Raw genomic sequence first — 20,314 nt, 5'->3', positions numbered from 1 at the left:
CCATGACCTTGCCCACCATCACCCGTAGCTGGGTCGAGTCCGCCAACGGTCACCCCGACTTCCCGTTGCAGAACCTGCCCCTGGGCGTCTTCAGCACCCAGGGTTCGGCGCCCCGCAGCGGGGTCGCCATCGGCGAACAGATTTTCGACCTGGAAGCGGCGCTGGAGGCCGGCCTGTTCGAAGGCCAGGCCAAGGCCGCGGTGCAAGCCGCCCGTGGTGGTCAGTTGAACGCGTTCTTCGAGCTCGGCCGCCCGGCCCGGGTCGCCCTGCGTGAGCGCCTGTTGGAGTTGCTCGGCGAAGGCAGCAGCCTGCGCGGCAAGATCGAGGCCCTGGGCGCGAAACTGCTGCCCCTGGCGGCCGATTGCCAGATGCACCTGCCGGCCAAGATCAATGACTACACCGACTTCTATGTGGGCATCGAGCACGCGCAGAACGTCGGCAAGCTGTTCCGCCCCGACAACCCCCTGCTGCCCAACTACAAGTACGTGCCCATCGGTTATCACGGCCGGACCTCGACCATCCGGGTTTCCGGTGCCGACGTGCGCCGGCCCAAGGGCCAGACCCTGCCGGCCGGGCAGAGCGAGCCGACCTTCGGCCCCTGCGCGCGGCTGGACTACGAGCTGGAGCTGGGGATCTGGATCGGCCAGGGCAACGAGATGGGCGAGCCGATCGCGATTGGCGACGCCGCCGAGCACATCGCCGGCTTCTGCCTGCTCAACGACTGGTCGGCGCGGGATATCCAGGCCTGGGAATACCAGCCGCTGGGCCCGTTCCTGTCGAAGAGCTTCATCACCAGCATTTCGCCCTGGGTGGTGACTGCCGAAGCCCTGGAGCCGTTTCGCCAGGCCCAGGCGCAGCGTCCGGAAGGCGATCCGCAACCGCTGCCGTACCTGCTGGACCCGCGCGACCAGGCCGCTGGCGGCTTCGACATCGAACTGGAAGTGCTGCTGATCACCCAGACCATGCGCGAGCAGGGCCTGCCGGCTCACCGCCTGACCCTGAGCAACACCCAGTACATGTACTGGACCGTGGCGCAGATGGTCGCGCACCACAGCGTCAACGGTTGCCAGTTGCAGGCGGGCGACCTGTTTGGTTCGGGCACCTTGTCCGGTCCGCAGAGCGGCCAGTTCGGCAGCCTGCTGGAAATCACCGAGGGCGGCAAGAAACCCATCGAGCTGGCCTCCGGCGAGGTGCGCAAGTTCCTCGAAGACGGCGATGAAATCATCCTGCGCGGGCGTTGCCGCCGCGAAGGCTTCGCCTCCATCGGCTTCGGCGAATGCCGTGGCACGGTCCAACCGGCGCGTTAAGGGAGAGCCCCATGCAGCTCTATACCTACTACCGTTCCACCGCGTCCTATCGGGTGCGGATTGCCCTGGCCCTCAAGGGCCTGGATTTCCAGGCCATCCCGGTCAACCTGCTGGTGCCCAAGGGCGGCGCCAACCGCCAGCCGGAATACCTGGAGATCAACCCCCAGGGGCGGGTACCGGCGCTGCGCACCGATGACGGCGACCTGCTGATCCAGTCCCTGGCGATCATCGAGTACCTGGAGGAACGTTATCCACAGGTGCCGCTGCTGTCCGAGGACCTGGCCAGCCGTGCCCGGGAACGGGCGGTGGCGGCAATCATCGGCTGCGACGTCCATCCGCTGCACAACTCCAGCACCCTCAACCTGTTGCGCGAGTGGGGGCATGAGGAAGAACAGTTGCTGGTGTGGATCGACCACTGGATCAGCCAGGGCCTGGCGGCCCTGGAACAGCTGATCGGCGATCAGGGGTTCTGTTTCGGCGCCGAGCCGGGGCTGGCCGATGTGTTCCTGATTCCCCAGCTGTACGCGGCCGAGCGTTTCAAGGTGTCCCTGGAAAACTACCCGCGGATTCTCCGGGTCGCGGCCCTGGCGGCCGAACACCCGGCGTTCCAGGCCGCGCACCCGGCCAACCAGCCGGACACCCCGGCCTGAGCCTGCGCGCGGCCCCGGCATCCGGGGCCGCGCGGCATCCGCATCACCCGGGCCCCGCAAGGGGGCCCGAGCGGTCACCACCGGTGACCTGTGCAACACCGCTGCCCATCACCATAAAAAACCGAACAGGTACCTTGCGATGCAAAATCAGATTGCCAGCTTTCGCGCGGCGCTCGACGCCCGCCCGGTGTCCCGCTACCAGTGGTTGCTCCTGTTGCTTCTCGCCTTGCTGTTGGTCACCGATGGCTACGATGCCCAGGTCCTGGGTTATGTGGTGCCGGCCCTGGCTCAGGACTGGGGCCTGGAAAAGGCTGCCTTCGGCCCGGTGTTCAGCGCCAACCTGTTGGGCCTGACCCTGGGCTCCCTGGCAGTGACGCCCCTGGCGGACCGTTTTGGCGTGCGGCGCATCCTGCTTTGCTGTGTGCTGATCTACGCCAGCCTGACGGTGCTGATGGTGTTCGCCCATTCTCTGCAGAGCCTGATGGTGGCGCGCTTTATCTGCGGCATCGGCATGGGTGGGGCGATGCCCAGCGCCATGGCGCTGATGTCGGAATACTCGCCGCCGCGCCTGCGCACCCTGATGGTCACCCTGGCGGCCTGTGGTTTCTCCTTTGGCGGTGCTGCCGGTGGTTTTGTGGCCGCCGGCTTTATTGATCGCTTTGGTTGGGAGGCGGTGTTCCTTGCCGGTGGCATCACCCCGCTGCTGTTGTTTCCTTTCCTGCTCTGGCGCTTGCCCGAATCGCTGCCGCGGCTGCTGCGCGATGCACCGCCTTATGCGCGGCTGCGCAAGCTCACCGTACAGATGCTTCCGGGTTGGCAGCCGCCGGCTGCCGAGCTGGGCCGCGACGAAGCGCAGGCGGACAGCAAGCTCACGGTGCTGGAACTGTTTCGCCACGGTTATGCGCGGCCGACCCTGCTGATCTGGTCGACCTTTTTCGTCAGCCTGATCCTGCTGTATTTCATGATCAGCTGGCTGCCGACGCTGCTGCTGGAGAGTGGCCTGGCGCTGCAGCAGGCCAACCTGGTGACCTCGATGTTCCTCTTTGCCGGCACCCTCGGCGCGATCTGCATGGCCTGGTTCGCCGACCGCCTGAAACGCAAGGTGCGCCTGCTGGCCGCGGTGCTCAGCGCCGCCGCACTGTGCACCGTGCTACTGGGGTTGAACCACGACAACCCGCGCTACCTGGTGCTGTTCGTGTTTGCCGCGGGCTTCTGCATCATCGGCGGCCAGCTGACCCTGAACGCCTTCGCCAGCAACTTCTACCCGGCCCAGGTGCGCGCTACCGGCACCGGCTGGGCCTTGGGCGTCGGGCGTTTCGGTTCGATCCTCGGTCCGCTGTTTGGCAGCATGCTGCTGGCGATGCATGTTCCGGTGCAGCAGATTTTCTTCTTCTGTGCGATTCCGGCCCTGCTCGCGGCGTTGTTGATCATCCAGGTGCGTTCGCCGCTGGTGGCGGCCTCGGGTGAGGCGGGGCCGGCCGTGCAACGGCAGGCCCCGCTCAAGTCCTGAGGGGCAGGGTGGTTCAGCGTGCCAGGTGCTTGATCATCGGCACGCAGGCCAGGGTCAGGCCCCGGGGCGACTGGTACTGGGCGATGCGCTCACCGACGAAGCCGCAGCGGCGATAGAAGTCGGCGGCGTTGAGGGTCGAGTCCAGGATCAGGTGGGGCAACTCGGCCTCCAGCGCCCGTTCTTCGAGGTACTCCATCATCTTGCGGCCGATGCCGCGTCCCATGTAGGCCGGGTCGACGAACACCGCGTCGACCTGCCCGGTCTCCAGGTCGAGCATGCCGCTGGCGGTCACCTGATTGTCGATGACCGCGACATGGCCGGTGTTTTCCACCACTTCGATGAAGTAGCCGCTCAGTTCGCCAGCCGTCCAGACCTGGAGGTCCGCTTCGGGGTAATGGCCGGCGCACTGCTGGTTGATGGCCTGGTTGCGAATGTCGAAGACCCGTTGTGCGTCGGCGCCGTGGGCTTTTCTGATGAGCATGCTGTGTCCGTTCCCTGGAGTTAGCCGCCCATCCTGCCAGAGCCCGGGCGCTGCTGTCATGCGGCCCTGGCCTGTATCAGCAACAGCCCCCAGCCGGTGGGCAGGGTGCCGTCTGCGCATTGCAAGTGCCGGGTGGCGTCGTGCAGCTCCTGCTTCATCCTGGCGCGGTTGGCAGGGCTCAGGCGATCCAGGTCGTAGGTGTCGCCGAGGGCAACCCAGAGTTCCTCGAAGGTTGGCGTCCAGGGCAGGTCCAGGTCTTCGAAGTGCAGCGCGGTGAAGTGCCGGCCCAGCAGTTGCCGCCAGCCATCCTCCGACTGCGCCCGTGGGTCCACCAGGGGCAGGTGCGCCAGGTGGTCGCGTCGGGCGGCGGCGCGGAACACCTGCAGGTAGTGCTGGCCCAGTTCCCCGAGGAGAAATTTCCGGCCGACCACCGCTGACAGTTGGCCGCCCGGGACCAGCACTCGATGAGCCTCCTGCAGCACCTGCTCGATATCGCTCATGAGCATCAGCGCCAGGTGGGAAAGCACCGCGTCGACGCTGGCGCTGGCGAGGGAAAGGGCTTGCGCCCGCTCCTCCAGCAGCAGGCCCCGGCCCGCCAGGCGCACATGGGCCGCCTGTAATTCGGTGGCGCTCATGTCGACCCCGAGCAACCGTGCCGTGGGGTGGTGCCTGGCCAGCAGGTCGAGCAGGAAACCGTCGCCGCAACCCAGGTCCAGCACCCGCGCCTCGGGTGGCAGGGCCTTGAGGGTGGTTGCCAGTATGTCGTAGGAGGAACCACGCCCTGCCAGGCTCAGCCCGGCGAAGGCCGGTGGCGTGGTGCCGGGGTGGCGCTGGTGGAAATCCTGGAGGAAGCGTTCGGCGCTGTTCATGCTTTTTCATCCTTGCAGCAGGCGGGTGGGCGGCGGGCATTGTTGCACGGCAGGCGCGGAACCGCGGGGGGATTCAGTGCACGATGGTGTTGGGCGGCAGGTGCCCCAGGCGTTCGGTCAGGCGCAGGCGCTGGATCGGGTCGTCGCTGAGCAGCAGGGCGTGCTCCAGGTCGAAGCGCTCGGCATTCGGGCATTCCAGGCGCTGGTAGAGGCTGGCCCGGGCCAGGTAGTCGGCGGCGCTGCCATTGCCCAGCTCCAGTACGCGCTCGGCATTGATCAGGGCCCCCAGGTGGTCGTCGTAGGACAGGTGCAACTGGCGCAGGTTGCGCGACAGGCGCTGGAACATCTGCGTGGGCTCGGCGCTGACCAGGTGTTCGGCACTGAGCTTGATGTGGGCACCGTATTGGCGTTGCAGCAGTTCCCGGCAGTCGGCGGGGTACAAGCGGCGTCCGCCGCAGGGATCGAGCAAATGATCGGCGCCGGGCACCCGCAGCAGGAAGTGCCCGGGGAAGTTCACGCCCACCAGGGGAATCTGCAAGCGTTGCGCCAGTTCCAGGGCGATCAGCGCCAGGGCCAGGGGCTGTCCGCGGCGCGTCTCCAGGACCTTGTCCATCAGCGCTGCCTGGGGCCGCAGGGGCAGGTGTTCGTCCTGCTGGAAGCCCAGGTCGTTCATCCGGCGCAACAGCGGCTGGCCCAGTTCGTTTGCCGGCAGAGGGGGCAGGCTGTGGCCGATCTGCAGTTGGATTTCCTTGAAGGCTTCCAGCTGGCGTTCGGGGACCAGTTGCGGGGCGTGTTCGGCGGCAATCCACAGGGCCGCCTCCAGCAGAGCGGGCGGCGAGCGGTGCAGGCAGGCGAAAAAGGCTTGGCGCGGGTTCATCTCAACCTCCGACGGATGCCTCGTTTTAGCCTCGTGGCGCCGCTTCGTCCAGTGCTGACACAGGTGGTTGCAGGTTATTTCCCAATGCCTGCAAACACTCTCGGCTTATTCCTGCGCGGCGCAGCAAATTCCAGGCGCAAGCCTATACTGGCGACTACCAGAAGTGATTCGGGAGCCTGTCGATGTTTGCTCTCATGCACAGCACCCGCCTTGAATCGCTGCACCTCAGCGTCGACCCCAGCACCGGGTTGAAGGCAGTGATCGCCATCCACAACAACCGCCTGGGGCCCGCCCTGGGCGGTTGCCGTTATCTGGCCTATCCCGACGCCACCAGTGCTGTGGAAGATGCTGCGCGCCTGGCCCGGGGCATGAGTTACAAGGCCGCCCTGGCCGGATTGCCGCAAGGTGGCGGTACCGCGGTGATCATCCGCCCGGCCCATGTGGAAAACCGCGCCGCGCTGTTCGAGGCCTTTGGCCGCTGCGTCGAGCAACTGGACGGCCGCTACATCACCGCCATCGACAGCGGCACCTCGGTGGCCGACATGGACTGCATCGCCCAGCAGACTCGCTATGTCACCAGCACCAGCGCTGCCGGCGATCCTTCGCCCCACGCTGCCATGGGGGTGTTCGCCGGCATCCGCAGCACGGCCATGGCGCGCCTGGGCAGCGACAACCTGGAAGGCCTGCGGGTGGCGATCCAGGGCCTGGGCAACGTCGGCTTCGCCCTGGCCGAACAACTGCATGCGGTCGGGGCCGAACTGCTGGTCAGCGACATCGATGCCGGCAAGGTGCAGCTGGCCATGGAGCAACTGGGCGCCCATCCGATTGCCAACGATGCGCTGCTCAGCACCCCCTGCGACATCCTTGCGCCGTGCGGCCTGGGGGCCGTGCTCAACAGTCATAGCGTGGCGCAATTGCGCTGCGCGGCGGTGGCGGGGTCGGCCAACAACCAACTGACCAACCTGGAGGTGGCCGACCAGCTTGAACGTCGCGGCATCCTTTATGCGCCGGATTACGTGATCAATGCCGGCGGGCTGATTTATGTCTCGCTCAAGCACCGGGGCGAGGAGCTGTCGACCATCACCGCCCACCTCTCGAAGATCAGTTCACGGCTGACCGAAGTCTTCGCCCACGCCCAGGCGGAAAAACGCTCCCCGGCGCGGGTGGCCGATGAGCTGGCGGAGCGGGTGCTGTATCGCTAGGCCCAGGCCTTCATCCTTGCCCACGCCCTCTGTAGTATCTGGCCCCGAAAACGCGGCGCTGAACCCGCCCCCTGGCAGGCCCAATGGACAAGGAATGTATTCGACGATGCGTGAAGCACTGGATAGTGGGCTGGATGAGCAGCTGTCTTGCCTGTTGCGGGTGGGGGCGGATATGGAGTCGGTGCGCAATATTCTTGTGCTGTACCGGGACAGGGGCTTTTCGGCGGCGGCGGTGTACAACTACCTGGCATTACTCAGGCTTGATGCATCCGATGCGGTCGAGGACCGAATCCTGGAAGCCATGGATATCGCGTCCGGCCATTGCTCGGCAGGTTGCAGAGTATGGGGCGTTGGGCAATGACTGTGGCAGATGCGGACCAGGGGTTTGCCGAGTGTTCGGTCAGGGATCTGCAGCGATACGCTGCGACCTGCCTGGAGGCGTACTGCCAGGGGAAGGGCATTCGCCATTGCGCTGTCGATGCGCTGATCCGGCACCTCAAGGATTATCCGGACAGGGGTTCTGTACTGGCCTGGGAGCGGGCCGGGGCCTTGCTGGCGTTGAATGGTCGCGGGGATGACTGGCCACAGGACCTTGTCGCTCTGATACCGCCCTCGGAGACCGAGGCGTTCTCCAGCCTCGTCGACAGCGCGGTGGAGGTTGGCCTTGTCGACCTGTTTGGTGAATCGACGGATTTGCCGGTGACCTTTGTGCGCAAGATCACTTCCATACTGCGTGGCCAGTCTCTCGATCTGCCCGAGTTGCCAGGACCAAGGGCCATTTGAGCGGCCGTTGTGCACGCCGCTTTCGGTTATCCGCAGGCATGAAAAAAGCCCTGGGTCATGGACACAGGGCTGAATCAATTCGCGTGAAACCTACTTTGCCGCCTTGGTCGCTTTCGCCGGTTTGGCTGGCGCCTCGGCTTCGGCAGGTTGCTGCGCCTCGACCGCTTCCACCACGGGTGCGGGGGCGCTGAGCAACTCGGACAACGCATCCGGCTGGCTCTTGAATGCCTTGGCGAACACATCGCGATTTTTCGCCATGTAGATCCCGGCTTCTTCCACCTGCTGCTCGCTCAACGACGGCACGGCTTTCTGCAACACTTGCGCCAGCAATTCAGCCAGTTCGAGCATTTTGTCATGACGGTCAGCTTCGGCTTTATCCATGAACAAGCGCTCCAGATCTCGGCTGCTGCGGTATACCACTTCGACGGCCATTCACCACCTCACATGCCTTCACGATAATGGGTCTGTATAAATACTGTATCTATATACAGGTCGAGAGAATAGGCGAATCCTTTTCCCTTGGATAGTGGCTTTTTAATGTAGACGGATTTTTTTTCCCGGGCCGATTGTTACCGGGCCGTGCCTCGTTGCGGGTGGCCACCATCTCATTGACGGCTCCTGGCCTTTTTTCTGCATGCAGAACAACCGTCACGTCCAATCCGCATCATCCGGTCGAACCGACCTAAGGAAGTACCATCGTGAAAATCAATTGGGCCGAGAACCTGCGGCAGAACGTCCATCAGTTGGCCGAATCCCTGGGCAACCTGTTCGTCGAGACATTCCATTACCTGGCGCTGTTCGCCATTGGTGCGGTGACCGCCTGGGCCGCGGTGATGGAATTCTTGCAGATGATCGAGGCAGGGCACATCAAGATCGATGACATCCTGCTGTTGTTCATCTACCTGGAGTTGGGGGCGATGGTCGGTATCTACTTCAAGACCAACCACATGCCGGTGCGCTTCCTGATCTACGTGGCGATCACCGCGCTGACCCGGCTGCTGATCTCCAACGTTTCCCACCACAACCCGCCGGACCTGGGGATCATCTACCTGTGCGGCGGCATCCTGTTGCTGGCCTTCGCCATTCTGGTGGTGCGCTACGCCTCGTCGCAATTTCCCTCGGTGAAGATCGAGCATCCGCAGCGCAAGCTCGGCGCCGGCTCCGGCGAGCACCCGGAAGTGGAGAAGGGCGAGCTTTAAATCCTCAGGGCCTGGGGCGCGGGCTTGTGGCCGGCGGGCGGCAACTGCGCCAGGTTGTCGCCGTTGGTCATGGCTTCGAGGATGGCCACGGCGCTGTGGCCCTGTTCGATGGCGATGCCGAACTGGATGCTCTGCACCAGGCGCTTGATGCGTTGCGGGTCATTGCGCTGGGCCGCGCTGATGATGCGTTTGGCCACCACCCGACCGGCCTGGGACAGGGTCAGCATGATGCTGCCGTCCAGGCCCTGGATGCTCAGGTTGACCTGATAGTCCGGGGTGAAGGTGTCGGTAATCAGTTGGAAGGGGTTGTCCATGATGCCTCACCGCTTGATTGGGTCGTGCAGTCATTGACCGGCAGGGCGCGCAATAGGTTCGCGATTCCAGACCACTGGCCGGTCGTTCGCCGAGGTTTGTCTACGTCCGTGTGGCTCAAGGACGAACAAAGCAAGGGGCATGCCGGGAACCGCGGGAGGCAATGATTGCAGGGATAAAAAAGCGGACCGCAAGGTCCGCTTTTTTTATTCCGGTCCGTTTCAGGGCAGGAACGAGTAAATGATCGCAGACAGTGCGATCAGGCCGATCAACACCACGAACAGGTTCGACAGCTGGCCCGAGTACTGGCGCAGTGAAGGCACCCGCTGGATCGCGTACATCGGCATCAAAAACAGCAGGCAGGCAATCACCGGGCCGCCCAGGGTTTCGATCATGCCGAGGATGCTTGGGTTGAAGGTGGCCACGGCCCAGCAGGTGAGGACCATGAACAGCGCGGTGATCTTTTCCAGCTTGCCGGCCGACAGGACACGGCCGCGGCTGCGCAGGCTTTTCACGATCAGCCCCTGGAAGCCCTCGCTGGCGCCGATGTAGTGGCCCAGGAACGACTTGGTAATGGCCACCAGGGCGATCAGCGGCGCGGCGTAGGCAATCACCGGGGTCTGGAAGTGGTTGGCCAGGTAGGACAGGATCGAGATGTTCTGTTCCTTGGCCGCCACCAGGTCCGCCGGCGACAGGGCCAGCACACAGCTGAAGCAGAAGAACATCACCGTCAGCACCATCATGCCGTGGGCAGTGGCCAGGATGCCGCTGCTCTTGCGCTCGGCCAGGGCACCGTACTGGCGCTTCTGATCCACCGCGAAGGCCGAGATGATCGGCGAGTGGTTGAAGGAAAACACCATCACCGGAATCGCCAGCCACAGGGTCTTGAAGAACAGCGGCAGGGCCATGCCTTCGCTGGCCGAGGCGAAGAAGGCGCCGTTCCAGTTGGGGATCAGGCTCAGGGCCAGAAGCAGCAAGGCGGCGACGAACGGATAGACCAGCAGGCTCATGGCCCGCACGATCACGCCCTGGCCGCAACGCACGATGGCCATCAGGCCGAGGATCAGCAGCAGCGACAGCAGCGCCCGGGGCGGTGGCGTCATGTGCAGCTGGTGCTCCATGAAACTGCCCAGGGTGTTGGTCAGGGCCACGCTGTACACCAGCAGGATCGGGAAGATGGCAAAGAAGTACAGCAGGGTGATCAGCTTGCCGGCGCCGATCCCGAAATGTTCCTCGACCACTTCGGTGATGTCCCCGGAGCGTCCGGAGAGGACGAAGCGGGTCAGGCCGCGGTGGGCGAAGAAGGTCATGGGAAAGGCCAGCAGCGCCAGCACGATCAGCGGCCAGAAGCCCCCGACCCCGGCGTTGATCGGCAGGAACAGGGTGCCGGCGCCGATGGCGGTGCCATACAGGCCGAGCATCCAGGTGGTGTCGTGCTTGCTCCAGCCCTGGTGGGCTGTCGCGGTGTCGCGGGGTGTGGCTACAGCAGGGTGTTCGGCAGCAGGTGTCGGTACATCGGTCATCGGTATCGCCTCGTTATTATTTTTGCTCGGGCTCACGTTTTACGGACGGTCAGGCAAGGCTCCTCAGCATTCCACCCAGCTCACCGCCAGGCCGCCCCGTGAAGTTTCTTTGTATTTGTCGTGCATATCGGCGCCGGTATCGCGCATGGTGCGGATCACCCGGTCCAGGGAAATGAAATGCTGGCCGTTGCCGCGCAGGGCCATCTGGGTGGCGTTGATCGCCTTCACCGCGGCAATCGCGTTGCGCTCGATGCACGGCACTTGCACCAGGCCGCCCACCGGGTCGCAGGTCAGGCCGAGGTTGTGTTCCAGGCCGATCTCGGCAGCGTTCTCCAGTTGCTCGGGCGTGGCGCCAAGAACTTCCGCCAGGCCGGCGGCGGCCATGGCGCAGGCCGAGCCCACTTCACCCTGGCAACCGACTTCGGCGCCGGAGATGGAAGCGTTCTTCTTGCACAGGATGCCCACGGCTGCGGCGCCGAGGAAAAAGCTCACGACGTCGTCGTCACAGGCCTGGGGATTGAACTTCATGTAGTAGTGCAGCACCGCCGGGATAATCCCCGCCGCACCATTGGTGGGTGCGGTGACCATGCGGCCGCCGGCGGCGTTTTCCTCGTTCACCGCCAGGGCGTAGAGGTTGACCCACTCCATGGCCGAGAGCGTCGAGGTGATGACGTTCGGCTTGCCGATTTCCAGCAGGCTGCGGTGCAGCTTGGCGGCGCGCCGCGGGACGTCGAGGCCGCCGGGCAGGGTGCCTTCGTGGCGCAGGCCCTGTTCGACGCACTCACGCATCACCGACCAGATATGCAGCAGGCCGCTGCGGATTTCCGCATCGCTGCGCCAGGCCCGTTCGTTGGCCAGCATCAGTTCGCCGACCCGCAGCTTGTGGGTCTTGCACAGGGCCAGCAGTTCGGCGGCGCTGTTGAAGTCGTAAGGCAATTCGACGCTGGCAGCGGCGTCGGCACCGGTCTCGACCTGGGCGGCCTCGATGATGAAGCCACCGCCCACCGAGTAGTAGGTCTGCTCCAGCAGCATGCCCTGCTCGCCGGAGGCGCTCAGGGACATGGCGTTGGGATGGTAGGGCAGGCTTTCGTCCAGCAGCAGCAAGTCCTGCTGCCAGTCAAAGGCGATGGGCGTGCGTCCGCCCAGCAGCAGCTGGCCGCTTTCGCGCAGTTGCGCTATGCAAGGGTTGATGCTGCTGGGGTCGATGCTGTCTGGCCATTGGCCCATCAGGCCCATGACGCTGGCGCGGTCGGTGGCATGGCCGACGCCGGTGGCCGACAGCGAGCCGTAGAGGCGGATTTGCACCCGCTGCACCTGCTGCTCCAGGCCCTGGTCGAACAGTGCCTGGGCGAAGGTGGCGGCGGCGCGCATCGGGCCTACGGTGTGTGAACTGGAGGGGCCGATACCGACTTTGAAAAGATCGAAAACACTGATAGCCATGCTAAAGCCTTACAAGCAATGGAAGGTGGATCGCTGCCATTTTTTGTAGGCCAAGCGCAATGTCGGCGATACTGCCCGGGTCGGTCGCGGCTGACCAACGAAAATTCCTAAGAGATCCTTTAGCAGGACTAAACGATGAGTCGTCAGTTTCATGCCCAGACCTATGTCTGGCTGCATGTGTTTTCCTGTGCCGCGCGGCACCTGTCCTTCACTCGCTGTGCCGAAGAACTGCACATCACCCCCGGCGCGGTGAGCCAGCAGATTCGCCAGTTGGAAGAGCGCCTGGGGCTGCGCCTGTTTCATCGCCGGCCCCGGGGCGTCGAGCTGAGTGCCGAGGGCCAGCGGCTGGCGCTGACGGTGAGCGAGGCCTACGGCAGCATCGATGCGGAACTGCGGCGCCTGGACGCGGGAATGATCAGCGGCACCTTGCGCCTGCGTTCGATCCCGTCGTTCCTTGGCAAGTGGCTGACCCCGCGTCTGCCGCGGCTGCAGCAGCGTTATCCGGAGATCCAGCTGCGCCTGGTGGCCGAAGACAGCAGCGTGGCCCTGCACGAAGGCGACTTCGATCTGGCCATCGACCTGAACGACGGCAGCTACCCCGGTTTGCAATCCACCGCGCTGCTGGATGAGCAGATCTTTCCTGTGTGTGCCCCGAGCCTCTTGCGCGGCCGACCGCCGCTGCACGGCCCGGCGGACCTGGCGCATTTTCCGCTGTTGCACGACATCACCGCCTGGCGCGGCAGCTACGAATACGCCGAATGGGAGTTTTACCTCAATGCCATCGGTTTCGAGGGCGCGGACGTGCGCCGTGGCCATACCTTCAACCGCAATCACCTGACCATCGAGGCGGCGATTGCCGGCATGGGCGTGGCGATTGCCCGACGCACCCTGCTCAACGACGAGCTGGAGCGCGGCACCCTGATCGTGCCTTTCGGCCTGGCGGTGCCCAACCACAAGCGCTATGTGCTGCTCTATGCGCCGGGCGCGCTGAGTCATCCGGGCGTACGCGCGGTGCATGACTGGCTGGTGGAGGAGGCGGAGATTTTTCGCGGTCTGCACCCTCTGGGCGAGGGGCAATTGTGAGGGGGCAAGCGCGGTAGCCGAGTGGAGCTAACTCCCGACAGTAACAGCGCTTTTGCAGTTTGTCCGGGTTTATTTGCGTATGAATATTTATCTTTTTTTAGGGGTTGAAATGTTCGTCGCCGTGCCTAATTGTGTAACCAAGAGGTCACGAAACGCAGGTCCAAACGCCCTGCCTTGACCCTCTTACGAGCAAGCTGAAATAAGGGAAGAACTATGCAAATCCAAGTCCATAGCGATAACCATATTCAAAGCAGCCTTCGGATGGAGGAGTGGGTGCGCAGCACCGTTGAAAGCACGCTCGAACGCTACGAAGAAGATTTGACCCGGGTCGTGGTCCACCTGCGGGACGAGAACGGCGGCAAGTCGGGTCCGGACGATATGCGCTGCCAGCTGGAAGCCCGTCCGAAAGGTCACCAACCGATTTCCGTGACCCACAAGGCCGACACCCTGGAGCAGGCCATCGATGGTGCCACCATCAAGCTGGAAAGCGCCCTGGAGCACATGTTCGGCAAACTGCGCGGCAAACGTGCGGCGGCCGTACCTAGCAGCGATGGTAGCGAGGCCGATGCCCTGCTTGAAGAAGAATTCCTGGAAAACCAACAGGCCGCGCTCAATAGCTGACGGCTGAGCTTCACTCCCAACGACGGGCCTGCATTGCAGGCCCGTTTTGTTTTGTGGCGAAACAAATCAGAACGCGACCGACGTCTGCACGTAGAGAGTGCGCGGTTCACCCACGTACTTGCCCTTGTTGTTGTCGTCGAAGGAGCGGGTGAAGTACTGGTGGTTGAAGATGTTCTTCACCCCCACCGCCACATTCAGGTCCGACAGTTGCGGGCCGAAGTCGTAGCCGGCCCGGGTGCTGAACAGCATGTAGCCGGGGATGCGCCCGTTGCTGCCGTCGGCACTTTCGCGTGACGTGTTGGCGTTGTCGGCGAACTGGCTGCTCTGGTAGCTGCTGTCGAGGTTGAGCTTCCATGGGCCTTCGGTGTAGCTCACCCCCAGTGTCCCCTTGTGCTTGGACGAGAAGGGCACGCGGTTGCCCTGGTTCGGGCCGTCCTCACGGATGGTGGCGTCGACGTAGGCATAGGTGGCGTAGACATTGAAACCGGCCAGCGCCGGATCGAGGCCGTCCAGGGCGTAGTTGATGCTGCTCTCGATGCCCTGGTGCCGGGTTTCGCCCCGGGCGATCACCGTGTCGTTGGTCTGGTTGCTGTCGTACTGGTTGTCGAAGTTGATCAGGAACGCCCCGATCTCCGCCCGCAGGGTGCCATCGTCATAGCGGGTGCCCAGTTCCCAGGTGCGGGCCTTTTCCGGTTTGACCTGGCCGCTGGCCACGCGGTTGGGCATCTGGCTGTACTGCACGCTGCCGAAGGAGCCTTCGGTGTTGGCGTAGAGGTTCCAGCTCTCGTTGAGGTGATACAGCACATTCAGCGCCGGCAGGGCGGTGTTGTAGTCGCCCTGGTATTTGACGTGGGTGAGGTTGTTGCTCTGTTGGGACTCGATCATCTCGTAGCGGATCCCCGGGGTCAGGGTCCACTTGCCGATATCGATCCGGTCGTCGACGAAGAACGCATGGGCCTCGGTGCCGCCGCGGGTATCCCGGTCGTTGCGGCTGTTGCTGGTGGGCAGTGCCTGGTTGGCGGTCACCGGCGTGCGGTAGCGCAGTTCATGCCCGGCTTCGTTGATGTAGCGATAGCCGACGCCCACTTCATGGCTGCTGTCTCCCAGGTCGAAGCCCTGGGCGAAGCGGGTTTCCAGGCCTCGCACCCAGTATTCCCGGGGCGACAGGGAGAGGAAGCTGCCCTGGTCCAGGTAGCCGCTGCGCAGGGTCTTGGTGAAGAAGCTGTTGACGCTGAACTCCCGGCGATCTTCCTGATAGCGATAGCCGAGGTTGAACATCGTGCGCCGGCCCCAGAACTTGTCGTAGGGGCGGGTCGACTGATACGGGTCGGCCTTGTAGTCCGCCACGTTCAGGCCGCCGGGCATGTCCGCTTCACCCTCGTAGTACTGGGCCATGGCGTTGAAGCTGTTGGCCTCGTCGAGCTGGTACTTGCCCTTGAGGATCAGGTCGTCGATCTGCGTGTCGCTGTGTTCGCGCCAGTCGCCGCCGCGGGTGCCGGAATACAGCAGGGCGCCCCCCAGGCCGTTGTCGGCGGTGCCACCGGCCAGCAGGTTGCTGCTGGTCTTGAAACCGTCGTGGCTGGAGGAGGGGCTGGTCTCGGTCTGAAAACCACCCTTGACCGTCGGTGTGTCGGGAATCGCCCGGGTCACGAAGTTGACGATGCCGCCGACGTTCTGCGGGCCGTAGCGCACCGCGCCGCCACCGCGCACCACGTCCACGGCATCCATGTTGCCCATGCTGATGGGGGCAAACGACAGCTGCGGCTGACCGTAGGGGGCGAACGGCACCGGGATGCCGTCCATCAGCACCGTGGAGCGCGAGGCCAGTCGCGGATTGAGGCCGCGGATGCCAAAGTTCAGGGCCATGTCGTGGCTGCCGGTGCCGTTGTTGTCCGGTGCATTGACCCCGGGAATCCGATTGAGCACGTCCCGGGCCTGGGTCGCGCCCTGGCGCTCGAACTCGTCCCGGCGGATCACGTCCCGGGCGCCGGGGTGCTCGAAGACATCGCCCTGCCGGGCATCGCCGAGCCAGTCGCCGACCACGCTGGAAGCCTCCAGTTGCACCGACGCCGGAGCTGCCTCGGGGCTGGCCGGTTGCAGGCTGAAGGCATTCTGGCCCTCGGCCCGGGCTTGCAGGCCGGTGCCTTGCAGCAGGGCTTTGAGGCCCTGTTCCGGGCTGTAGTTACCTTCCAGGCCACGACTTTGCAAGCCACGGGTGACCTCTGAGCCGAAGGAGATCAGCACCCCGGCTGCACGACCGAACTGGTTCAGCGCGCTTTCCAGGCTGGTCGGGGCAATGTGGTAGGGCTTGGTCTCGGTGGTGGCGGCCAGGACCTGGGGCAGGCTGGCAAGACTCAGGCTGGCGCCCAGCAACAGGTGACGTAGGGTACGGGCCAGGGGCGTGAGGCGGATGGGGTGCTCGGTCATGAACGGCGATCCTGAGAAGGGGGAATCAAGGTGGCTTTCCCTCTCTGTCACCCGAGCCGGGCAAAACGGCTCAACGGCCTTGAAAAAAATCTACCTGAGCGAAAGAACCAGCGACGGATGGCGGTTGCCGACAATCAGGCCCGGGCCTCAACCGTGACCCAATAGCGGGTAAAGCGCCGCACCCTGACCGGCAGGCTGATGGCCAGCAGGTCGAGAATCCGCTCGCTGTCATCCAGCGGATAACTGCCTGAGATCAGCAGGTCCGCCACCTGGGCATCGCAGTTCAACTGGCCACGACGGTAGCGCCCCAACTCGTCGAGGAAATCCGCCAGGCGCATATGGGCCGCCACCAGCATGCCTTCGCTCCAGGCACCGCTGCCGGCATCCAGGGCCCGGGGCGGCTGCCAGCTGCTGTGGGTGAAATTCAGTTGCTGTCCGGCCGCTACCTGAGGCGGCATTGCGCTGTAGTGCGCCGGCGTCACGCTGACCGTTCCCGAAAACACCGCCAGCTGACTGTGCTCCTTGAACTGGCGCAGGTTGATTCGTGCGGCAGCGGGGCGGACCTGCCCCTGGGCGGTCTGTACCAGCAGCGGCCGGGCGTCCTGGCCGGCGCTGAGCATGATCTCGCCCTCCAGCAGGCGGATCAGTCGTTGTTGTCCATCGAAGCGCACATCCACCGCACTGCGGGTGTTGAGCTGCAACTGGCTGCCATCGCTCAGCTGCAAGGTGCGCCGCTGGCCCACGGCGCTGCGGTAGTCCGCCAACAGCGGCGGCAGCGGGTTGTGTTCCCGCAGGCCCCAGGCGGCGGCCGAGCCGGCACCGAGCATCAGCAACAGCTTCATCGCTTGGCGCCGGCTGGCGGATTTCGGTGCATTCAAGGCCGCGTGGGCCAGGGGCGAGGACACGCCGCGCAAGCGCTGATTGACCCGTTGGATATGCGCCCAGGCTCGCTGGTGTTCGCTGTGGGCGTCGTGCCATTGCTGCCAGGCCGCTTGCTGGCGCGGGCTCAAGGGGCCGCCTTGCATTTCGATCAGCCAGTGCACGGCCTGTTCAGCCACGGCGTTGCTGAAGTCGGGCTGGCCATTGAGGTGTGGATTCATCGAGGCGCTCACAGGGCGAAGTAACAACGCATGGCGGCTTTGTTCAGGTGACGTTTGACCGTGGCAATGGAAATGTTCAACTCCCGGGCAATTTCGCCGTAGCTCAGGCCGTCGAGCTGACAGAGCAGAAAGGCCCGCTTGACCGGGCGTGGCAGGCCGTCGAGCAGGGCATCCAGTTCCATCAGGGTCTGCAGGATGATGGCCCGGTCCTCCTCGGAGGGGGCCAGTTGCTCCGGCATGTGCGCCAGGGCTTCCTGGTAGGCCCGCTCCAGGTCCTGGCGGCGGTAGTGGTTGTACAGCACGCGTTTGGCGATGGTGGTGAGGAACGCCCGGGGCTCGATCAGGGCCGGCGTTTCCCGGGCGCTGAGCACCCGGATAAAGGTGTCCTGGGCCAGGTCGGCGGCGCTGTGGGGGCAGCCGAGCCGATGCCGCAACCAGTTGTTCAGCCAGCTGTGATGGGCCTGGTAGAGGCCTTCGACGGTAGCGCAATGGGACAAGCGGGACGCTCCTGCACCCGCAGGGCGCACAAGAGAACAAGAATTGTTCGCATTGTAGTGTCGCTACCTGGCATTCGGCAATCCGCCCGCGTCGCCGGCAGCCAGTGGCTGTGCCTGGGGTTTTTTGCATATGAGAATATTTATCATTATTATCGTGCGCCTGTTGGCTCCGGGTGCTTGCGTGGCATCCCGGGCTTCTCCCTTCGTTTCCAGGTCCAAACATGAAAAGCAAGGCCGGCGGGCTCCCCGCTTCCTATCGTCTGGCGGTTGCCTCGCGGGTCTGCGCCGCAGTCCTGGGGGGCTACCTGTTGGCGGCGCTGTCCAGTGTCTGCCTGACCCTGCTGCTGCCTGGCCCCAGGGTCGATGCCGTGCTCAGCGGGATGCTCCTGTCCTTCGTGTTCTACCTGCTGGCGGTGCTCTGGTGCTTCGCCTGTCGCAGTGCCTGGCAGGCCTGGGCCGGGGTATTGCTGCCGAGCCTGGTGCTGGCGCTGGTGAGCGGCAGTCTCTACTGGGCGGCCTGGTCATGAAGGAGGGGTTGCGGCAATCCATGGCCTGGCTGCACACCTGGAGCGGGCTGTTGCTGGGCTGGTTGCTGTTCGCGATTTTCTTCACCGGCACCCTGTCCTACTTCAAGGCGGAAATCACCCACTGGATGCAGCCCGAGGCGCCGGCCCGCGCCCTGAACGCCGACGTCAGTCTGGAGCTGGCCCAGCGCTACCTGGAACAGCACGGCCAGGGCGCCCAGCGCTGGTTCATCGACCTGCCGGACCCGCGCCAGCCGCTGCTGGCGGTGGCCTGGCAGGCGCCGAGCGCCCCCGGCGAGCGCGGCGTGTTCACGGAAAAGCTCCTGGACCCCGGCACCGGCAGCGAACTGCACGTGCGCGATACCCGTGGCGGCGAGTTCTTCTACCGCTTCCACTTCCAGTTGCAGATGCCCTATCCCTGGGGCCGCTGGCTCTCGACCCTGGCGGCCATGGTGATGTTCGTGGCGCTGATCAGCGGCATCATCACCCACAAGAAAATCTTCAAGGACTTCTTCACCTTCCGCCCGCGCAAGGGCCAGCGCACCTGGCTCGACGGGCACAACGCGCTGGGCGTGCTGGTGCTGCCGTTCCACTTGATGATCACCTACAGCAGCCTGGTGATCTTCATGTCCATGGTCATGCCGGCGAGCATCCAGGTGGCCTACAAGGGTGACAGCAACGCCTACTTCAAGGACCTGCGGCCGGCCAGCAACAACACCCCGGCGGCCGGTCGGGCAGCGCCCCTGACCGCCCTCGACCCGCTGCTCGAACAGGCCCTGGACCATTGGCCGGGGGGCCGGGTGCAGCGGCTGGTGATCAATCACCCGGGGGATGCCAACGCTTCGGTGCATGTCATGCGCCACAGCGCCGACCGGGTGGTGCGCGATGGGGGCAGCACCCTGTCGTTCAACGGGGTCAGTGGCCAGCTGTTGCAGGCCAGCCCGGAACAATCCCTGCCCAAGGCCATCAGCGGCAGTTTCTATGGTTTGCACATGGGGCTGTTCGCCGGTTCGCTGTTGCGCTGGCTGTACTTTGCCTGTGGCCTGGCAAGCACCGCGATGATCGGCACCGGCCTGGTGCTCTGGCTCGGCAAGCGCCAGCTCAAGCACGCCAAGAGCCCGGCGCTGCCCTTCGAGCTGCGTCTGGTGCAAGTGCTGAACCTGGCCAGCATGGCCGGGCTGGTGCTGGCGGTGGCCGGGTTCTTCTGGGCCAACCGGCTGTTGCCGGTGACCCTGGCCGAACGTGCCGATTGGGAGGTCAACGGCTTCTTCATGCTGTGGGGCCTGAGCTTGCTGCATGCCGTGCTGCGGCCGGAGCGTCGTGCCTGGGTCGAGCAACTGAGCCTGGCGGCCTTGCTGTTCGCCGGCATTCCTTTGCTGGACGTCCTGACCAGCCCGAGCCGGGCCGACGGCCTCATGGTCCGCGGCGACTGGATGCTGGCGGGCTTCGACCTGACCTGCCTGGGCAGCGGCCTGTTCCTGGCCTGGGCGGCGCGCAAGATGCATCGCGGCCAGCCGGCGGCGGCCCGTGCCCCACGACAACGGCCACCGGCCCCTGACACCGAGGTGAACTGAATGCTGCTGGCGCTGCTGCTGTGCTTTGCCGGATTCACCGGTCTGTGCCTGTCCCTGGACCGGCACCACGCTGAGGTGCTCGGGCGCAAGCCCACGACCCGGCGCCGACACGGCCTGCGCCTGGGCGGCTGGCTGTTGCTGGGCCTGTCGCTGGCGGCGGCGGTGCTCGAAACCGGCTGGAGCCTGGGCCTGGTGCAGTGGTGCGCGGTGCTGATGGCCAGCGCCCTGCTGTTGGTGTTGTTGCTGCCCTATCGCCCGCGCCTGGTGCTGTCGATGGCGGGGGCCAGCCTGTTGGCCAGCCCGCTCGCCGCCCTGGCCGGGTTCTGAAGGAGCGG

At 64.8% G+C, this 20,314-nt stretch carries 21 protein-coding genes and 1 pseudogene; 12 read left to right on the top strand and 10 right to left on the bottom strand.

The window, feature by feature from the left end; genetic code table 11:
* Window positions 1-2: 2 nt before the first annotated feature.
* The 3 genes from fahA to L1O02_RS26040 all read left to right on the top strand — a co-directional run bounded on the left by fahA (window position 3) and on the right by L1O02_RS26040 (window position 3,467).
* Window positions 3-1,307, top strand: a complete 1,305-nt coding sequence (gene fahA, locus L1O02_RS26050) for a fumarylacetoacetase (protein ID WP_235758969.1) — start codon at window positions 3-5, stop codon at window positions 1,305-1,307.
* An 11-nt stretch (window positions 1,308-1,318) separates the two neighbouring features.
* Window positions 1,319-1,957 (top strand): maleylacetoacetate isomerase, encoded by a 639-nt coding sequence (gene maiA, locus L1O02_RS26045; RefSeq protein ID WP_060837589.1) that lies wholly within the window; start codon window positions 1,319-1,321, stop codon window positions 1,955-1,957.
* Window positions 1,958-2,096: 139 nt separating this feature from the next.
* Window positions 2,097-3,467: an aromatic acid/H+ symport family MFS transporter gene (locus L1O02_RS26040; RefSeq protein ID WP_235758967.1), complete on the top strand. Its 1,371-nt coding sequence runs from the start codon at window positions 2,097-2,099 to the stop codon at window positions 3,465-3,467.
* Between the two features lie 13 nt (window positions 3,468-3,480).
* On the opposite strand, the gene L1O02_RS26035 is transcribed toward L1O02_RS26040, so the two are convergent.
* The 3 genes from L1O02_RS26035 to L1O02_RS26025 all read right to left on the bottom strand — a co-directional run bounded on the left by L1O02_RS26035 (window position 3,481) and on the right by L1O02_RS26025 (window position 5,694).
* Window positions 3,481-3,948, bottom strand: a complete 468-nt coding sequence (locus L1O02_RS26035; protein ID WP_235758965.1) for a GNAT family N-acetyltransferase — start codon at window positions 3,946-3,948, stop codon at window positions 3,481-3,483.
* 56 nt (window positions 3,949-4,004) lie between these two features.
* Window positions 4,005-4,817, bottom strand: a complete 813-nt coding sequence (locus L1O02_RS26030) for a class I SAM-dependent methyltransferase (protein WP_060837591.1) — start codon at window positions 4,815-4,817, stop codon at window positions 4,005-4,007.
* Between the two features lie 73 nt (window positions 4,818-4,890).
* Window positions 4,891-5,694: a transglutaminase family protein gene (locus tag L1O02_RS26025; protein ID WP_060842512.1), complete on the bottom strand. Its 804-nt coding sequence runs from the start codon at window positions 5,692-5,694 to the stop codon at window positions 4,891-4,893.
* A gap of 182 nt (window positions 5,695-5,876) precedes the next feature.
* On the opposite strand from L1O02_RS26025, the gene L1O02_RS26020 reads away from it, so the two are divergent.
* The 3 genes from L1O02_RS26020 to L1O02_RS26010 all read left to right on the top strand — a co-directional run bounded on the left by L1O02_RS26020 (window position 5,877) and on the right by L1O02_RS26010 (window position 7,679).
* A complete protein-coding gene (locus L1O02_RS26020; RefSeq protein WP_060837593.1) occupies window positions 5,877-6,896 on the top strand; it encodes a Glu/Leu/Phe/Val dehydrogenase dimerization domain-containing protein in 1,020 nt (339 codons plus the stop codon).
* A 106-nt stretch (window positions 6,897-7,002) separates the two neighbouring features.
* Window positions 7,003-7,257 (top strand): hypothetical protein, encoded by a 255-nt coding sequence (locus tag L1O02_RS26015; RefSeq protein ID WP_060842513.1) that lies wholly within the window; start codon window positions 7,003-7,005, stop codon window positions 7,255-7,257.
* Window positions 7,254-7,679, top strand: coding sequence for a hypothetical protein (locus L1O02_RS26010; protein WP_235758963.1), 426 nt, complete (start codon window positions 7,254-7,256; stop codon window positions 7,677-7,679). The genes L1O02_RS26015 and L1O02_RS26010 overlap by 4 nt, the downstream gene beginning before the upstream one ends.
* Before the next feature lie 192 nt (window positions 7,680-7,871).
* On the opposite strand, the pseudogene L1O02_RS26005 reads toward L1O02_RS26010, so the two are convergent.
* A pseudogene (locus L1O02_RS26005) lies at window positions 7,872-8,111 on the bottom strand (YebG family protein); the annotation flags it as partial.
* Between the two features lie 266 nt (window positions 8,112-8,377).
* Here L1O02_RS26005 and L1O02_RS26000 point away from each other — a divergent pair.
* On the top strand, window positions 8,378-8,878 hold the full coding sequence (locus L1O02_RS26000; protein ID WP_016968029.1) for a phosphate-starvation-inducible PsiE family protein: 501 nt from the start codon (window positions 8,378-8,380) through the stop codon (window positions 8,876-8,878).
* Here L1O02_RS26000 and L1O02_RS25995 read toward each other — a convergent pair.
* From L1O02_RS25995 to L1O02_RS25985, 3 genes are all read right to left on the bottom strand, one after another.
* Window positions 8,875-9,192 carry a DUF3509 domain-containing protein gene (locus L1O02_RS25995; protein WP_060837597.1) on the bottom strand — a complete coding sequence of 106 codons (318 nt, stop codon included), beginning with the start codon at window positions 9,190-9,192 and terminating at the stop codon, window positions 8,875-8,877. The genes L1O02_RS26000 and L1O02_RS25995 overlap by 4 nt on opposite strands.
* Window positions 9,193-9,411: 219 nt before the next feature.
* Window positions 9,412-10,713, bottom strand: coding sequence for a serine/threonine transporter (locus tag L1O02_RS25990; RefSeq protein ID WP_060837598.1), 1,302 nt, complete (start codon window positions 10,711-10,713; stop codon window positions 9,412-9,414).
* A gap of 63 nt (window positions 10,714-10,776) precedes the next feature.
* The gene (locus L1O02_RS25985) at window positions 10,777-12,153 is read right to left on the bottom strand and encodes an L-serine ammonia-lyase (RefSeq protein WP_108544321.1); all 1,377 of its coding nucleotides are present in this window, start codon (window positions 12,151-12,153) and stop codon (window positions 10,777-10,779) included.
* Between the two features lie 135 nt (window positions 12,154-12,288).
* On the opposite strand from L1O02_RS25985, the gene L1O02_RS25980 reads away from it, so the two are divergent.
* Window positions 12,289-13,236 carry a LysR substrate-binding domain-containing protein gene (locus tag L1O02_RS25980; protein ID WP_060837600.1) on the top strand — a complete coding sequence of 316 codons (948 nt, stop codon included), beginning with the start codon at window positions 12,289-12,291 and terminating at the stop codon, window positions 13,234-13,236.
* 213 nt (window positions 13,237-13,449) lie between these two features.
* Entirely contained in the window at window positions 13,450-13,857 is a 408-nt protein-coding gene (locus L1O02_RS25975; RefSeq protein ID WP_060837601.1) for an HPF/RaiA family ribosome-associated protein, read from the top strand.
* A 66-nt stretch (window positions 13,858-13,923) separates the two neighbouring features.
* Here L1O02_RS25975 and fecA read toward each other — a convergent pair whose 3' ends face one another.
* The 3 genes from fecA to L1O02_RS25960 form a co-directional block, all read right to left on the bottom strand.
* Entirely contained in the window at window positions 13,924-16,284 is a 2,361-nt protein-coding gene (fecA, locus tag L1O02_RS25970; protein ID WP_235758961.1) for a TonB-dependent Fe(3+) dicitrate receptor FecA, read from the bottom strand.
* Window positions 16,285-16,418: 134 nt separating this feature from the next.
* Complete coding sequence (locus tag L1O02_RS25965; protein WP_060837603.1) at window positions 16,419-17,384, bottom strand: FecR domain-containing protein; 966 nt, start codon at window positions 17,382-17,384, stop codon at window positions 16,419-16,421.
* Between the two features lie 8 nt (window positions 17,385-17,392).
* On the bottom strand, window positions 17,393-17,881 hold the full coding sequence (locus tag L1O02_RS25960; RefSeq protein ID WP_235758959.1) for a sigma-70 family RNA polymerase sigma factor: 489 nt from the start codon (window positions 17,879-17,881) through the stop codon (window positions 17,393-17,395).
* A gap of 221 nt (window positions 17,882-18,102) precedes the next feature.
* Between L1O02_RS25960 and L1O02_RS25955 the strand changes: the two genes are divergently transcribed.
* Genes L1O02_RS25955 through L1O02_RS25945 form a run of 3 tightly spaced genes read left to right on the top strand, consistent with a single transcriptional unit; the run spans window position 18,103 to window position 20,306 of the window.
* On the top strand, window positions 18,103-18,408 hold the full coding sequence (locus L1O02_RS25955; protein WP_041116026.1) for a DUF3649 domain-containing protein: 306 nt from the start codon (window positions 18,103-18,105) through the stop codon (window positions 18,406-18,408).
* Window positions 18,405-19,979, top strand: coding sequence for a PepSY-associated TM helix domain-containing protein (locus L1O02_RS25950; protein WP_235758958.1), 1,575 nt, complete (start codon window positions 18,405-18,407; stop codon window positions 19,977-19,979). Before L1O02_RS25955 ends, L1O02_RS25950 begins: the two co-directional genes overlap by 4 nt.
* Window positions 19,980-20,306, top strand: coding sequence for a DUF3325 domain-containing protein (locus L1O02_RS25945; protein WP_060837606.1), 327 nt, complete (start codon window positions 19,980-19,982; stop codon window positions 20,304-20,306).
* Window positions 20,307-20,314 lie beyond the last annotated feature (8 nt).

Source organism: Pseudomonas sp. BC42 (assembly GCF_021560055.1).
Lineage (GTDB): Bacteria > Pseudomonadota > Gammaproteobacteria > Pseudomonadales > Pseudomonadaceae > Aquipseudomonas.
The sequence above is the reverse complement of the archived record's forward strand: the minus strand, read 5'-3'. Positions and strand labels throughout refer to the sequence as shown.

Coding starts and splice junctions, on each gene's coding strand:
- fahA (WP_235758969.1), top strand. CDS start 3: ATGACCTTGCCCACCATCACCCGTAGCTGGGTCGAGTCCGCCAACGGT.
- maiA (WP_060837589.1), top strand. CDS start 1,319: ATGCAGCTCTATACCTACTACCGTTCCACCGCGTCCTATCGGGTGCGG.
- L1O02_RS26040 (WP_235758967.1), top strand. CDS start 2,097: ATGCAAAATCAGATTGCCAGCTTTCGCGCGGCGCTCGACGCCCGCCCG.
- L1O02_RS26035 (WP_235758965.1), bottom strand. CDS start 3,948: ATGCTCATCAGAAAAGCCCACGGCGCCGACGCACAACGGGTCTTCGAC.
- L1O02_RS26030 (WP_060837591.1), bottom strand. CDS start 4,817: ATGAACAGCGCCGAACGCTTCCTCCAGGATTTCCACCAGCGCCACCCC.
- L1O02_RS26025 (WP_060842512.1), bottom strand. CDS start 5,694: ATGAACCCGCGCCAAGCCTTTTTCGCCTGCCTGCACCGCTCGCCGCCC.
- L1O02_RS26020 (WP_060837593.1), top strand. CDS start 5,877: ATGTTTGCTCTCATGCACAGCACCCGCCTTGAATCGCTGCACCTCAGC.
- L1O02_RS26015 (WP_060842513.1), top strand. CDS start 7,003: ATGCGTGAAGCACTGGATAGTGGGCTGGATGAGCAGCTGTCTTGCCTG.
- L1O02_RS26010 (WP_235758963.1), top strand. CDS start 7,254: ATGACTGTGGCAGATGCGGACCAGGGGTTTGCCGAGTGTTCGGTCAGG.
- L1O02_RS25995 (WP_060837597.1), bottom strand. CDS start 9,192: ATGGACAACCCCTTCCAACTGATTACCGACACCTTCACCCCGGACTAT.
- L1O02_RS25990 (WP_060837598.1), bottom strand. CDS start 10,713: ATGACCGATGTACCGACACCTGCTGCCGAACACCCTGCTGTAGCCACA.
- L1O02_RS25985 (WP_108544321.1), bottom strand. CDS start 12,153: ATGGCTATCAGTGTTTTCGATCTTTTCAAAGTCGGTATCGGCCCCTCC.
- L1O02_RS25980 (WP_060837600.1), top strand. CDS start 12,289: ATGAGTCGTCAGTTTCATGCCCAGACCTATGTCTGGCTGCATGTGTTT.
- L1O02_RS25975 (WP_060837601.1), top strand. CDS start 13,450: ATGCAAATCCAAGTCCATAGCGATAACCATATTCAAAGCAGCCTTCGG.
- fecA (WP_235758961.1), bottom strand. CDS start 16,284: ATGACCGAGCACCCCATCCGCCTCACGCCCCTGGCCCGTACCCTACGT.
- L1O02_RS25965 (WP_060837603.1), bottom strand. CDS start 17,384: ATGAATCCACACCTCAATGGCCAGCCCGACTTCAGCAACGCCGTGGCT.
- L1O02_RS25955 (WP_041116026.1), top strand. CDS start 18,103: ATGAAAAGCAAGGCCGGCGGGCTCCCCGCTTCCTATCGTCTGGCGGTT.
- L1O02_RS25950 (WP_235758958.1), top strand. CDS start 18,405: ATGAAGGAGGGGTTGCGGCAATCCATGGCCTGGCTGCACACCTGGAGC.
- L1O02_RS25945 (WP_060837606.1), top strand. CDS start 19,980: ATGCTGCTGGCGCTGCTGCTGTGCTTTGCCGGATTCACCGGTCTGTGC.